The following is a 14,501-nucleotide window of genomic DNA, read 5'->3' on the forward strand; positions in this document are numbered from 1 at the left end:
TAATAATAAAAATAGAAATAGAAATGGAAGATCGGGTATGGGTGATAAATGGTCGGAAGCCTTTATAAAGGCGTTAAAGGATGGGGATACAGAACAGGTGAAGCGGATTCCGAAAGCGGACTTACATAATCATTTTGTGCTGGGAGGCAGCAGGGCCTTTATTCGTGAAAGAAAGGGGCTCGTGATTCCTGCGCTGGAAGGCATTCTGGAATCGATGCAGGAGATGGACCGCTGGAATCAGGAGTATATTGGAAAGTATTTTGAAAGCGGGGAAGGGCGGCGTTTCCTCATTGAGGCGGCGTTTGTTCAGGCCAGGGAAGACGGCGTCACAGTCCTGGAGATTGGAGAGGACGTATGGGGGCTGCGGCCTGTGGGCTGAATGAGGAACTTTTATACGCGGAGGAAGAACACAAATTTTCATCAAACGTTTGCGTGAAATATGATTGACGTTTTCCCTCTTTTTTCGTATACTTTCTATAACGGCTGACTGAAGTCACCACCCTGAAACAGAATGGTTGCAGGCATAAGAAATGCATGGCATTGGATGAAAGCAAATATAGATAAAATATGACAATACTACGTTACGGATGAAATATGACAATTTCTGTTTTTTGCATTCAGGACTCAGAATGTGGATTGAAATAATAGTATGATTGCGTAACGGTACAATAGCGGAAGTTTATAACAATACAACCGATATAGGAATCGCAGTAACCGGAGTATCGGTCAGCAGAGCAGAAGTGAATAGAATGATGATCAGATACCAGGAAGGTATGAGTATTCCCAAGGAGTACGCCTGAACCTGGTATTTTTATTTTGCAGATCATTCCTTTAGGATAGTACGCGAAAACGTCTGCACAAAAGGCCTTACGCCGTATCTAAAACCGCTGCTGCATCTCCTGTTATACTTAGTCTGTTATATTTATGAACCTTTGCCGGCAGAAAACAGGAAGGGAAAGATAGATGAAAAAAAGAGGATGGAAACTGAAAACGGCGGTTTTATTGGCTGCGGCAGCGATTGTGATCACTGGATGCAGTGCCGGTAAGAGTCAGGAAGCAACGGGGACGGAAGGAAAGGAAGAGCGCACGGAGCAGAGTGCGGCGGGCGGTACAGAGAGTACGACTGAAGGAACAGGCGCGGGTAAAGACAGCGTAATCGTGGTGATGGGGCCCAGCTCGGAGCCGGAGGCGGGATTTGACCCGGCCTATGGATGGGGCGCGGGAGAACACGTGCATGAGCCGCTGATTCAAAGCACGCTGACCGTGACGACAGCGGATTTAAAGATTGGTTACGACCTTGCTACAGATATGAGCGTCAGCGATGACGGATTAACCTGGACCGTGAAGATTCGGGATGGCGTCTCCTTTACCGACGGAGAGAAGCTGACTGCGAAGGATGTGGCATTTACATATAATACGCTGAAGAGTACGAGCTCAGTCAATGATTTTACCATGCTGGACTCCGTCCAGGCGGTGGACGACATGACCGTGGTTTTTCATATGAAACGGGCCTATTCGATCTGGCCGTATACCATGGCAATCGTGGGAATCGTTCCGGAGCACGCGTATGGCGCTGATTACGGAGAGCACCCGATCGGTTCCGGCCGCTACATTATGAAGCAGTGGGACAGAGGACAGCAGGTGATATTTGAGGCAAATCCCGACTATTACGGGGAAGCGCCGAAGATGAAAAAGGTGACTGTGCTGTTTATGGAAGAGGACGCGGCATTTGCGGCGGTGCAGTCCGGACAGGTGGATCTTGCCTATACGGCAGCTTCTTATTCAGATCAGACCATTTCCGGCTATGATCTGCTTTCCTTCGAGACAGTGGACAACCGCGGCTTCAATCTTCCGGCCATAGCAGCGGGAGGCAGCGATGGTAACGGAAATCCCATTGGTAACGATTTTACCGCAGATGTGCGTGTGAGACGGGCCATCAATATCGCCATCAACAGAGACGAAATGATTGAAAATGTGTTGAGCGGTTACGGAAGCCCGGCCTACAGTGTCTGCGACAAGATGCCGTGGTACAATAACGCGGCAGAAACAAAGTATGACGCGGAAGGCGCGAAGGCGCTCTTAGAGGAAGCCGGATGGACAGAAGGAAATGACGGAATCAGGGAAAAGGACGGCAAAAAGGCTGGCTTTACACTGATGTATCCGGCCGGGGATTCTGTGAGACAGGCTCTTGCCGCAGATACGGCAAACCAGCTGAAGGAGATCGGCATCGACGTGAAGACTGAAGGCGTGGGCTGGGATACCGCCTATGACCGTGCGCAGGCAGAACCGCTGATGTGGGGCTGGGGAGCACATACGCCGATGGAGCTTTATAATATTTACCACACCATGAAGGACACAGGGCTGGCGGAATACTCTCCATACAGCAATGAATCCGTGGACCGCTATATGGATGAAGCACTGGCAAGCAGCAGCCTCGAGGAGTCTTATGAGCTGTGGAAGAAAGCGCAGTGGGACGGAGAGACCGGTATTACGGAACAGGGCGATATTCCGTGGATCTGGCTCGTCAATATTGACCACCTTTACTGGGCGAAATCTGATCTGGCTGTGGCACAGCAGAAACTGCATCCTCACGGTCACGGATGGTCTATTGTAAATAACGTGGATCAGTGGAGCTGGAAGTAAGCAGTAAGAGTAAAAGAAAATAAGAGTAAAAGAAAATAAAAGTAAAAGGAAATTCAGGAGGCGTACGGCATTGGAAAAAAGCATGCCATGGTTTATTCTTAAAAATTTAATACGGATGGCAGTACTTCTGCTGTTGGTGAGTGCAGCGGCCTTTTTCCTGGTGTCGGCGTCTCCTCTTGATCCGCTTAAGACGAATGTAGGGCAGACTGCGCTGGGATCCATGAGCCAGGAACAGATTGCGAAGCTGGAGGAATACTGGGGGATGAATACCCCGCCGGTGGAGCGGTTTGTCTCCTGGGCCAAGGATTTCTTCCGGGGCGACATGGGGACTTCACTGCTTTACCGCCAGCCGGTGTCCCATGTGATCTCAGTGAAGCTGAAGGATTCCTTATGGCTCATGGGAACTGCCTGGCTGATATCCGGTGCGGCAGGATTGCTGCTCGGAGTGGTGGCGGGAGCGAACCGCGGAAAGACGGCGGATAAGGTTATAACCGGGTACGCGCTGGTGACCGCCAGCACGCCGGCATTCTGGCTGGCGCTGGTTCTGCTCATGATCTTCGCTGTATGGCTGAAGGTGCTTCCGATCGGCTTAAGTGTACCGATCGGAGTGGAGGCCGCCGGAGTTACTGTTTCCGACAGAATCGCTCATGGTATTCTGCCGGCTTTGACGCTTTCCATTACCGGGCTGTCTAACATCATACTGCATACAAGGGAGAAGATGGCCGAGGCCATGGAAAGCGATTACGTGCTGTTTGCAAAGGCAAGAGGCGAGTCCGAAGGGCAGATTATTCTGCGTCACGGTCTCCGCAATATCATACTGCCTGCCATGACTTTGCAGTTTGCCTCGATCAGTGAAATTTTCGGAGGCTCTGTTCTGGTAGAGCAGGTATTCTCTTATCCGGGAATCGGACAGGCGGCTGTGACGGCCGGACTGGGCGGAGATGTTCCGCTGCTTCTGGGAATTACCGTGATCAGCGCGGCGATTGTATTTGCAGGGAATTTCACCGCCAATGTGCTTTACGGCGTCGTGGACCCAAGAATCAGAAGGAGGGCAAAGGCATGAACAGAAGGAAGATGATGATTCTTCTCGCGGGCCTGTCGATTCTGATGCTGGCGGCTATTACGGTGGCAGGACAGCTCCTTTCGGAGGCTGCCATGGTGACGGATTTTTCCAGAAAGAATCTGGCGCCCTGTCTCTCTTATCCATTTGGAACGGACTGGATGGGGAGAGACATGTTTGTCCGTACCATAACGGGACTTTCCATGAGCATCCGGATCGGGCTTTTGACGGCGGCTATCAGCGCGGTGATTGCATTTCTCATGGGAATTCTGGCCGCGACCATGGGGAAAATCGCGGATGGCCTGATCATTGGGCTAATCGATCTGGTCATGGGAATTCCTCATATCCTTTTGCTGGTGCTCATCTCCTTTGCACTGGGAAAGGGATTTTGGGGTGTTGTGACCGGAATTGCGCTGACGCACTGGACTTCCCTTGCACGCCTGATCCGCGGAGAGGTTCTGCAGCTGAAGCAGAGCCAGTACATAAAGATAGCGGAAAAACTGGGACAGGGAAAGCTTACCATTGCGCTTAAACATATGACGCCTCATCTGATTCCGCAGCTGTTCGTTGGGCTGGTTCTGATGTTTCCCCATGCGATCCTGCACGAAGCCAGCATCACATTTCTGGGCTTTGGACTGTCGCCGGAACAGCCGGCCATCGGTGTCATTTTGTCGGAAAGCATGAAATATCTCGCCATGGGAAAATGGTGGCTCGCCCTTTTCCCGGGATTGTTTCTGGTCTTTGTGGTGCTGCTGTTTCATTTTATGGGAAGCACCATCAGCCAGCTTTTGGATCCGGCACACGCACATCAGTGAGATATCCCGCGAGAGTCAGATGGACCCGTAAGCGCGCCCACCTGATTCCCGCGGGAATAAATTGAAAGGATGGAAGAGGTTCGATGGAAGAGAGAAAAACAGTTCTGTCCGTGGAACATTTATCGGTGAAATTCACCCAGTATGAGAAAGGCTTTCGCCAGATAGAATTTCCCGCGATTCATGATCTGAGTCTTACGGTGAAGGAAGGGGAAATGGTGGCGGTGGTGGGCTCCAGCGGTTCGGGCAAGAGCCTCCTGGCCCACGCCGTGCTGGGAATCCTTCCGTATAACGCCGTGACCGGAGGCCGCATTGATTATGATGGGATGGAGCTGACGGGGAAGAGAATAAGAGCCCTGCGCGGCAGGGAGATCGTTCTTGTCCCTCAGAGTGTTTCCTATCTGGATCCGCTCATGAAGGCGGGGGCATCTGTGAGGAAAGGCAAAAAGGATTCGGAAACCAGAAGGAAATGCAGAGAGGTTCTGGCACGCTATGGACTTGGAAAGGAGACGGAGGAACTGTATCCGTTTGAACTATCCGGGGGCATGACGAGGCGTGTGCTGATTTCCACGGCGGTGATGGAAAAACCGAGACTGGTCATTGCAGACGAGCCTACGCCGGGACTTCATATGGAAGCGGCCAAACGGGTGCTTTCTCATTTTCGGGAGATTGCAGATGAGGGGGCGGGAGTCCTCCTGATCACCCACGATCTGGAACTGGCTTTAGAGGCGGCTGACCGGATTGTTGTCTTCTATGCGGGAACCAATGTGGAGGAGGCTTATGTTTCTGATTTTGAGGAGGAAGAAAGACTTCGCCATCCCTATACGAAGGCATTGTTCCGCGCTATGCCGCAGCACGGCTTCGTCCCGGTTTCGGGCAGTCAGCCTTACGGAAAGGAATTTTTGTCCGGATGTCCGTATGCGTCCCGGTGTGAACTGGCAGATGGAAGCTGCGGCAAAGAGGTGGAATATACGAGTCTTCGCGGAGGCATGGTGAGATGCCGGAAAGCCGCGGAAGGAGGGAACGGAAGATATGAAGCTGGAGGCGAGAGCGCTCTCTTTTCGATATGACAACGGAAACAGACAGATTTTAAACAATTTGAGTATGACGCTTATAAGCACGGATCGCCTGGGGCTCATTGCACCCAGCGGGTTCGGAAAAACGACATTCTGCAAGATTTTGGCGGGATATGAGAAGCCGGACAGCGGTGAAGTGCTTTTGGATGGAAAGCCGCTTTCAGACTGGAAGGGATACTGCCCGGTGCAGATGATATGGCAGCATCCGGAGCTGTCGGTCAATCCCAGGTGGAAGATGGGAGAGGTTTTAAAAGAGGGGGACCAGGTGGAACAGAGGATCATGGACGGTCTGGGAATTGAGCCGGACTGGCTTAACCGGTACCCTTCGGAGTTGTCAGGCGGTGAGCTCCAGCGTTTCTGCATTGCCAGGGCGCTGGGACAGAGAACGCGGTTCCTTCTGGCGGATGAGATCAGCACGATGCTGGATTTGATTACCCAGAGCCAGCTGTGGAATTTCCTTCTGGAGGAAGTGAAAAACAGAGAAATCGGCCTTCTGGCGGTGAGTCATTCGGATGCGCTGCTGGAACGGATCTGTACGAAAATACTGAGACTGTAGTGCCGGGCGGCACTGGGGCGGCGGCACTAGAATAATGCTGCACAGCGGAAACGATAAAAGGAGAAAGGATACAATTGCGATGGATGTAAAAAAGGTGTTGGAACGTGTGAGCAGTGGAGTGATGGATGTGGCAGAGGCAGAGGCACTTTTAAAGGATCTTCCCTATGAGGATCTGGGATATGCCAAACTGGATCATCACAGGAAGCTGCGTTCCGGGTTTGGAGAGACCGTGTTCTGTCAGGGAAAGCCGGATCCGTATCTGGTGGAGATTATGAAGCGGTTTTATGAGCGGGACGGTGAGGTCCTGGGAACGCGGGCGTCTGCGGAACAGTTTCTTCTGGTGAAAGAGGTGGTACCGGAGATCGAGTACGATGCGGTGTCCAGAATTCTGAAGGTGGAGAAAAAGGATAAGGAAAGAACGGGCTGTGTGGCGGTGTGTACCGGTGGGACCGCGGATATTCCAGTGGCGGAGGAAGCAGCCCAGACGGCGGAATATTTTGGCTGCGCGGTGGACCGGATCTATGATGTGGGCGTGGCGGGAATCCACCGCCTGTTGTCACAGAGGGATCGACTCATGAAGGCAAACTGCATCATTGCGGTGGCCGGAATGGAGGGGGCTCTGGGAACGGTAGTGGCCGGTCTGGTGGACTGCCCTGTGATTGCGGTTCCGACATCAGTCGGTTACGGTGCCAGCTTCCACGGAGTTTCAGCCCTCCTGACCATGCTGAATTCCTGCGCGAACGGGATTTCCGTGGTAAATATCGATAATGGATACGGCGCAGGTTATCTGGCAACACAAATAAACAGACTGGCGGTGAAATAAATGGGGAAAATACTGTATTTGGAATGTAATTCGGGAATTAGCGGAGATATGACGGTCGGAGCGCTTCTGGATCTTGGCGCCGACAGAGAAGTTCTGGAGCGGGCACTCGGCAGCCTGGGAGTGGAGGGATACCACCTCCATTTTGGCAGGGCGGTGAAATGCGGGCTGGATGCGTATGATTTTGATGTGCATTTGGAGGAAGAGGGGCATGAACATGGGCATGACCATGAGTGTGGAGAGAGCCATGGGCATGATCATGAGCACGAGCACGGGGAAGGCCATTCCCATGATCATGAGCATACGCACTCTCACAGCCATGGACATTCCCATTCACACATCCACCGGAATCTTTCGGATATTTACAGGATTATTGAGCGCCTGGATTCCAAGGAAGAAGTAAAGGAACTGGCCAGGAACATGTTTCTTATTGTGGCGGAGGCGGAAGCGAAAGCGCATGGCCTTCCCATCGATGAAGTCCATTTCCATGAGGTGGGGGCAATTGATTCTATCGTCGATATCATCAGTGTGGCAGTCTGCCTCGACAACCTGGGGGTGAAGGACGTAGTGGTATCTCCGCTGGCGGAGGGACATGGCCAGATCCGGTGTCAGCACGGAGTGATACCGGTACCGGTGCCTGCTACGGCTAATATAGCAGCGGCTCACGGCCTTGCACTGCGGCTGACGGATCAGGAGGGGGAGATGGTGACGCCTACGGGAGCAGCCATCGCGGCGGCGGTCCGGACGAGAGAAAAACTGCCTGCTTCCTGCAGAATCGTAAAGACTGGCATGGGGGCTGGTAAAAAGGATTTCGATCATGCCAATGTACTGCGCGCCATGCTTCTTGAGACGAATGAAGAGGAGAATGACCAGGCCTGGGTGCTGGAGACCAATGTAGACGACTGCAGCGGTGAGATGCTGGGATTTGTGATGGAAGAACTGTTCGCCGCAGGAGCGCTGGATGTGTGGGATACGCCCATTTACATGAAGAAAAACCGGCCGGCCTATCTGCTCTCCACACTCTGCATGGAAAATGACATCGAAAAGATGGAAGATCTGATCTTTGTACATACGACGACAATCGGTGTACGCCGCTACCCGGTTTCCAGAACTATTTTGGAGAGAAGGAAGGCGGAAGTCGAGACCCGGTTTGGTAATGCCTTGGTCAAAATCTGTACCAGAAACGAGAAAACGTTCTGTTATCCGGAATATGAGAGTGTGCGTGCCATCTGCAGAGAGACAGGCGCGGATTTCCAAAGTGTATACTGCGAGATCAGAAAAGCTGCAGAAGATTTGTTCTGCCGACAGTAAGCAAATTGACAGGAAAGACGGGAGATTACAATGACACGGACAGAAGAAAAGAAAAGACAGCTGGAAAGCGCAATGGCGCAGTATGGAAAAGAAGACATCTGCCTTGCATTTTCCGGTGGTGTGGATTCAAGCCTCCTTTTAAAGGCGGCGTCGGATGCGGCCAGGGAAAATGGGACAAAAGTCTACGCGGTGACCTTCGACAGCAGGCTTCATCCTTCCTGTGATTTAGAGATTGCGAGCCGTGTGGCGAAGGAGCTGGGCGGAATTCATGAGGTTATTACGGTAGATGAACTGGAACAGGAGGAAATCCGCCATAATCCGGTAAACCGCTGTTATCTGTGTAAACGCCATTTGTTTCAGGGACTCAGGGATTTTGCAGTACAGAGGGGTGTCCGGATTATCCTTGACGGGACGAATGAAGACGATCTGCACGTTTACCGCCCAGGAATCCAGGCCTTAAAGGAACTGGAGATTATCAGCCCGCTGGCCGAACTGCATATGACGAAGGCGGAGGTAAAGGAGCTGGCGGCAGAATATGGAATCTCTGTGGCTTCCCGGCCGTCTACACCGTGTATGGCAACCAGATTACCTTATGATACGGATATTGATTATGGGGTGCTGGAAAGAATTGCGCAAGGTGAGGCACGCTTGAGAGCACAGATTGACGGCAATGTACGTCTGCGTCTTCACGGTGACATTGTGCGGATTGAGGTAGACGGCAATGCCTTCTTAAGGGTACTGGAAATAAAGGATGAGATAATCAGAGGCCTAAAGGAACTGGGATTTGTATATATCACTCTGGATCTGGAGGGCTTTCGGTCTGGAAGTATGGATTTAAAAATCGAAAAGTAATGTAAGTCAAAAGACCGTGTATCTGCTGGCCAATCAATACCAGCCGGGATACACGGTCTTATTGCTTCATTTTTTACAAACATCAGGAGTACTGCGCTTCCATTTCTTTAATTCTTTCATACAGCCGGTCGTTGACAGGTGTAGAGAGGCCATGTTTTTTAGCCATACGGCCTACGGTTCCGGCAAACATTTCCACCTCCGATGGGCGGTGCGAAATCCCATCCTGCCGCATGGACGGCATGCCGTCGGGGGAAAGTGTCTCCAGCAGTCTGATGTAATCCTCTAAATCCTGTTCTGTCAGATTGACATGCTCCGCTTTAGCAAGGGCAATGACCTCACGCATGGCGCCTACCATGGTATCGTGTGCTTCGCCTGGCGTCAGGGTGCCGGAGTAGGTGGTTTCGTACGCCATGCATGTCTGGTTTACACCGACATTCAGCATGAATTTCCCCCACAGGCGGTGCAGGATATCGTCTTCAGCCACATAGGCGATCTTTGCCCTGTCCAGGAAGTCAGTCATGGCTTTTAAGCGGTCAGCCTGGTCCGGTGTCCGGACACCAATTCTCAGTTCACCGAATTTTGTGTAGGTCAGGGCGGCTCCGAATTTCATGGCATCCATGCCCTGGGCGATGGAGTAGAGTACTTTTTCGTGACCGTATCGTTCTCCGATTATCTGCTCGCTGCTGATCCCATTCATGACAGAGATGATGGTGGTATCCGGCCCTACACAGTGTTTCATGGTATCCAAAGCAGCGGGAAGCGCGTTGTATTTGACTGCAACGATTATAAAATCAGCAGGGGCAGCCGTTTCACAGTCCTCAACCGGAAAGGAACGGCGCTCCCCGTTGACAGTAAAATTCATTTCTCTGTATTTTTTAATCCGGTCTTTGTCTGCAATGAAACGGACGGCAGATGTCCCGAGCTCTGCTGCTATCTGATTACCGTATAATAAGCCTAGCGCGCCCATGCCGACGATGGCGGTGGTCTGTATTTCTTTCATGATTTGCCTCCCTTACAGCGATTTTATTTATCATACCACTGGAGGTATCATAAGTAAAACAGAAACGGTAAAAATATGGATAAAATCCAAAAAGGTACTTGTAAAATACAAGTACCTCGGGTATAATGTACTTAGAAGTGATCAAAAGATTTGAGTTGTCTGATGATCAAAACTTCGGATAACTGAGTAATTTATAGTTACAAGCTATCCTCTACTGGCTATAGAGGATAGCTATTTTCTATTCTGACGATTATCTATGTAGGCCAGTGCTGTGAAGATAACCAGCGCCAGTGTCAACACTTCAAGTGTATTCATACCACATATCCTCCTTCGCATATTTCCGAAGGAAACCATCAGACTATCCTCTGACCGTTGCACAATTATACAAAGTTATTTTAATATAAAAACAAGGTAAAATCAATGGCAGTTTTTATTGCAGCCCCTTTTGATTTTCGACAAATCACTCTCTCTTTTTATCTTACAATATTTCCCTTACAATACTCCAGTATCATATCCAGGTAAACCCTCGCATACTGGGGCAGATACCGGTTTTTCTGATAAGCAGCGATCAGGGTGTTTTCGATTTTTTCATTTCCTATAGAAAAGCATGCACAGGGAGAACTGGACTGTTTCTTTAAATAATGGTAATAGCTCTCTGGTGCGAAGGCCGCGCCCATGCCTTCCATGGCCAGGCGGATGGACATCTCGCTGTTGCGGGTGTGCATCAGGATATGAGGTTCCATTCCATATTCGGAAAACAGTTTCAGGGCAATGCCTCCGGTATTCTGGTCGGGATAGAGGAGGATGAAGTCTTCTTCCGCAAGCAGCCGTAAATCCAGCCATGGGTATTTGAAGCCTTCTCTCTCCACAGCCTTTGAGGCCGCGGGGCTGGAAGCGGAGAGTACCAGGACCATCTCTTCCTTTCCAAGAATCTGATAATCTAAATCCCTGGGATATTCGTGAACATTATAGAAGGTTAAATCCACGGTATGGTCGTTAAGGGTGTGCTCCGCGACGAAATTGACTTCTTCCATCATATTTACCGTTACGTGGGGAAATTGTTTGTGAAAACGCGGCAGAGTGGGGCCGATTATGCTGTTGCCAAGCATGATCGGAATCGCAATGTTTAAACGGCCGTGGTTTTGGTGCATAATATCATCAAGCTCTGTATCCCATTCCAGGCCGTATTCCACGATTTTTTCCGCGTAATGGAGATAGCGCTCGCCCACATAGGTAGGGAAGTAGCCGTTTCCAATCCGGTCGAACAGGCGGGTTCCAAGCTGCTGCTCTAAATTTTTTAAATATTTACTTAAGGAAGGCTGGGAGATGAACAGGGCCTCGGCCGCCTTGCTGATGCTCTTGTGGCGGGCGATGGCGAGAATGTAGCGGGCTTCTTTTAATTCCATGGCGGACTCCTCCTGGGTGAAAGAAAATGGATCAACGGGGGATTATAGCTTTACTGCATAAAAATTATAGATTATATGTATTTGACGTACAGTATATCACATTTTATAATAAATGTACATCGTTGGATTAACTAAACTAATAAATAAAAATGAATTTGGAGAGGTCGAGATGAAGAAAAGTAGTGCATTTGTTATGGTGGTGCCCGGACTTGTCATCCTGGTGGTGTGTCTGTTTCTTCCGCTTTTGAAGGTTCTGGTCCCCACGCTCTTTGCCGGTGAGTATCCGTTAAGCTCTTACGTGGACTTTTTCCTGGACGAGTATTATCTAAAGATATTCGCAAGGACCGTGAAGGTGGCGGTTATTACGACGGCGGCATGTATGGCGGCAGGTGTTCCGACCGCGTATTTTATCAGCCGGTGCGGCAGAAAATGGCGGGGAATCCTTCTTGCAGTTTCCATTTTCCCGATGATGACAAATTCTGTCATCCGAAGCTTCGCATGGATCAATATCCTGGGAAGCAATGGGATTATGAACCGATTTCTGATGGCCGCGGGATTTGCGGATAAACCGGTGAAATTATTATATACCGATTTCGCCATTATCATCGGTTCTGTTTACTTATTCCTTCCATTGATGATCGTTACGGTGGCTGGTGTCATGGAGAACATTGGGGACGATATGATGGAAGCCGCTCAGAGCCTGGGTGCCAACCGGTTTACCGCGTTTCTGAAGGTTGTTTTCCCCATGAGCCTTCCGGGAATTATTGTGGGCGGTATCCTCGTGTTTACCGGAACGCTGACAGCCTATACTACACCGCAGCTGCTGGGCGGCAATAAAAATATGGTGCTGTCGACCTTTATTTACCAGCGCGCCATGACTGTGGGTGACTGGAATGGAGCGGCGGTCATATCCCTGATTATGATTATTGTGACGTTGATTGTCATCAAAGGATTTAACGCTCTGGCAAACAGGCTGGACAGAAGAGGAGGAAGCCATGCGTAAGAATAAACTGCTCACGATTTTTGCGGTGCTGGTATTTGCATTTCTGATTATACCGCTCATCATCATCACCGTGACGGCGTTTGGCGGGGGAAATGCCATAACCTTTCCGATTGAGTCATTTTCCACGAAATGGTTTCTCAATGTCTTCTCTCTGAAATCCTTCCGGAAATCGTTTTTAACGAGCCTGGAGATTGCGTTTCTGGCTACCTTTATCGCTCTTCTGGTGGGAATTCCGGCGGCCTACGCGCTGGCCAGATCCGGGATGAAGGGAAAAGGGATCTTAAAATCGGTGTTCCTGTCGCCTACCATTGTTCCGGGTATTGTCATCGGTTTTGTGCTTTACCAGTTTCTTGTGCTGTCGTTGAGAATTCCGGTGTATGCGGGACTTCTGGCAGGCCATTTCATGGTGACGCTTCCATATGTGATCCGGGTGGTAGGATCGAGTCTGGACCAGTTTGATTTCTCGGTGGAGGAAGCAGCGTGGAGCCTGGGCTGCGGCAAGATTTCCGCATTTTTCAAGGTGGTGCTTCCGAATATCACGTCGGGAATTTCTGCGGCCTTTATGCTTGCGTTTATCAATTCCTTCAATAATATTCCGGTATCCATGTTTCTTTCCGGTCCGGGGGTATCCACGTTCCCGGCAACCCTGATGAATTATATCGAATATAATTATGACCCGACCGTATCGGCGGTATCTGTGCTTTTAATGGCGGCCACGGTCATCATTATGGTAATTGTAGATAAGACGCTGGGAATCGCTGCGCTGACAAAATAGCAGGAAAGCGGGGCACGCGGAGTGCTTATAATGAGGAGGAAAAAACGATGGCATTTATGACACTTAAGGATATTGATGTCTGTTATGATAAGAAAAAACAGGTTTTAAAGGGACTGAATCTGGAGGTAGAGGAGGGTGAGCTGGTATCTCTCTTAGGCCCCAGTGGCTGCGGCAAGACGACGACGCTCCGGGTGGTGGCTGGATTTATTGAACCGCAGGGCGGAATCTTCTCTCTGGATGGAGCGGATTTAACAAAGGTGCCGGTGCATAAGAGAAATTTCGGTATCGTATTTCAGAGTTATGCGCTGTTTCCTCATTTGTCAGTCTATGATAATGTTGCGTTTGGTTTGAAAATCAGGAAGCTGGACAAGGCGGAAATGGACAAAAAGGTGAAGAACATCCTTGAAGTGTGCGGACTTACGGAATTCGCGAACCGTTTTCCGCAGCAGATGTCCGGCGGACAGCGGCAGAGAGTCGCTCTTGCCAGGGCGCTGGTGATCGAGCCAAAGCTTTTGCTGCTCGATGAGCCGCTCAGCAACTTAGATGCCAAGCTGCGCATCAATATGAGAATGGAGATCAAACGGATTCAGAAGCAGTTGGGAATCACCACTCTGTTCGTCACCCATGACCAGGAGGAGTGCTTCTCCATCTCAGATAAGGTGGCTGTTATGAACCGCGGTGTGATCGAACAGTATGACACACCGGAGCACATTTACAGCAGGCCGGAGACGGAGTTTGTGGCCAGGTTTATCGGTTTTGAGAATTTCCTTACGCTTCATAAGGGCGGGGATATTTACCGGACAGACGGCGGGGAGGCATTTTCCGTGAAGACGGCTCATGGTACGGTTCCGTCCGAAGAAACGGTTATCGGAACGATCAGACCGGAAGATATTCTGGTGGATACAGAAGACAGGACCGTAAATGTGCTGGCAGGAACTGTGGGAGTGCGCACCTTTTTGGGGAAGAGCTATCAGTATGAGGTTAATACCGCAGCCGGAAAATTTCTGGTGAACAGAACAGCGGATGAATCGTATGAAGAGGGCCAGGTGGTTCGCCTGTACCTGCCGGAAGAAAAACTGATTTTAGTAAACGGTAACAATTCAGACGGCTCATCTTCTTGATCGAAAAATCCGGTCAAGAAGCATCGGATATTTATCCGATGTGAAAATTGGGGCATAAAGCTGCTT

The 14,501-nt window shown here is 50.3% G+C and carries 14 protein-coding genes; 12 read left to right on the forward strand and 2 right to left on the reverse strand.

Annotated elements, in window-relative coordinates; translation table 11 throughout:
* The first annotated feature begins 37 nt into the window (after nucleotides 1–37).
* The 9 genes from M1L66_RS09015 (at nucleotide 38) to larE (ending at nucleotide 9,130) form a co-directional block, all read left to right on the forward strand.
* Entirely contained in the window at nucleotides 38–379 is a 342-nt protein-coding gene (locus tag M1L66_RS09015) for a hypothetical protein (protein WP_434692360.1), read from the forward strand.
* Between the two features lie 584 nt (nucleotides 380–963).
* Entirely contained in the window at nucleotides 964–2,643 is a 1,680-nt protein-coding gene (locus M1L66_RS09020) for an ABC transporter substrate-binding protein (protein WP_434692363.1), read from the forward strand.
* Between the two features lie 82 nt (nucleotides 2,644–2,725).
* On the forward strand, nucleotides 2,726–3,706 hold the full coding sequence (locus M1L66_RS09025) for an ABC transporter permease (RefSeq protein WP_187022912.1): 981 nt from the start codon (nucleotides 2,726–2,728) through the stop codon (nucleotides 3,704–3,706).
* Nucleotides 3,703–4,518 carry an ABC transporter permease gene (locus M1L66_RS09030; RefSeq protein WP_025530090.1) on the forward strand — a complete coding sequence of 272 codons (816 nt, stop codon included), beginning with the start codon at nucleotides 3,703–3,705 and terminating at the stop codon, nucleotides 4,516–4,518. The genes M1L66_RS09025 and M1L66_RS09030 overlap by 4 nt, the downstream gene beginning before the upstream one ends.
* An 83-nt stretch (nucleotides 4,519–4,601) precedes the next feature.
* Nucleotides 4,602–5,585, forward strand: a complete 984-nt coding sequence (locus M1L66_RS09035) for an ATP-binding cassette domain-containing protein (RefSeq protein ID WP_434692365.1) — start codon at nucleotides 4,602–4,604, stop codon at nucleotides 5,583–5,585.
* Nucleotides 5,548–6,147 carry an ABC transporter ATP-binding protein gene (locus tag M1L66_RS09040; protein WP_187022740.1) on the forward strand — a complete coding sequence of 200 codons (600 nt, stop codon included), beginning with the start codon at nucleotides 5,548–5,550 and terminating at the stop codon, nucleotides 6,145–6,147. Before M1L66_RS09035 ends, M1L66_RS09040 begins: the two co-directional genes overlap by 38 nt.
* Before the next feature lie 79 nt (nucleotides 6,148–6,226).
* Entirely contained in the window at nucleotides 6,227–6,970 is a 744-nt protein-coding gene (gene larB, locus M1L66_RS09045) for a nickel pincer cofactor biosynthesis protein LarB (protein WP_117631558.1), read from the forward strand.
* Nucleotides 6,971–8,278 (forward strand): nickel pincer cofactor biosynthesis protein LarC, encoded by a 1,308-nt coding sequence (larC, locus tag M1L66_RS09050; protein WP_434692370.1) that lies wholly within the window; start codon nucleotides 6,971–6,973, stop codon nucleotides 8,276–8,278.
* Between the two features lie 30 nt (nucleotides 8,279–8,308).
* Nucleotides 8,309–9,130 carry an ATP-dependent sacrificial sulfur transferase LarE gene (gene larE, locus M1L66_RS09055; protein ID WP_434692373.1) on the forward strand — a complete coding sequence of 274 codons (822 nt, stop codon included), beginning with the start codon at nucleotides 8,309–8,311 and terminating at the stop codon, nucleotides 9,128–9,130.
* 82 nt (nucleotides 9,131–9,212) lie between these two features.
* Here larE and M1L66_RS09060 read toward each other — a convergent pair whose 3' ends face one another.
* Nucleotides 9,213–10,130 (reverse strand): ketopantoate reductase family protein, encoded by a 918-nt coding sequence (locus tag M1L66_RS09060; protein WP_025530092.1) that lies wholly within the window; start codon nucleotides 10,128–10,130, stop codon nucleotides 9,213–9,215.
* Between the two features lie 473 nt (nucleotides 10,131–10,603).
* Nucleotides 10,604–11,536 (reverse strand): LysR family transcriptional regulator, encoded by a 933-nt coding sequence (locus M1L66_RS09065; RefSeq protein ID WP_156834920.1) that lies wholly within the window; start codon nucleotides 11,534–11,536, stop codon nucleotides 10,604–10,606.
* A gap of 169 nt (nucleotides 11,537–11,705) precedes the next feature.
* Between M1L66_RS09065 and M1L66_RS09070 the strand changes: the two genes are divergently transcribed.
* Genes M1L66_RS09070 through M1L66_RS09080 form a run of 3 tightly spaced genes read left to right on the forward strand, consistent with a single transcriptional unit; the run spans nucleotide 11,706 to nucleotide 14,435 of the window.
* Nucleotides 11,706–12,539, forward strand: coding sequence for an ABC transporter permease (locus M1L66_RS09070; protein ID WP_002600806.1), 834 nt, complete (start codon nucleotides 11,706–11,708; stop codon nucleotides 12,537–12,539).
* Nucleotides 12,532–13,314 (forward strand): ABC transporter permease, encoded by a 783-nt coding sequence (locus tag M1L66_RS09075; RefSeq protein ID WP_434692378.1) that lies wholly within the window; start codon nucleotides 12,532–12,534, stop codon nucleotides 13,312–13,314. The genes M1L66_RS09070 and M1L66_RS09075 overlap by 8 nt, the downstream gene beginning before the upstream one ends.
* Nucleotides 13,315–13,361: 47 nt before the next feature.
* On the forward strand, nucleotides 13,362–14,435 hold the full coding sequence (locus tag M1L66_RS09080; protein WP_187022735.1) for an ABC transporter ATP-binding protein: 1,074 nt from the start codon (nucleotides 13,362–13,364) through the stop codon (nucleotides 14,433–14,435).
* Nucleotides 14,436–14,501 lie beyond the last annotated feature (66 nt).

Source organism: Hungatella sp. SB206 (assembly GCF_051132295.1).
Taxonomy (GTDB): domain Bacteria; phylum Bacillota; class Clostridia; order Lachnospirales; family Lachnospiraceae; genus Hungatella; species Hungatella effluvii.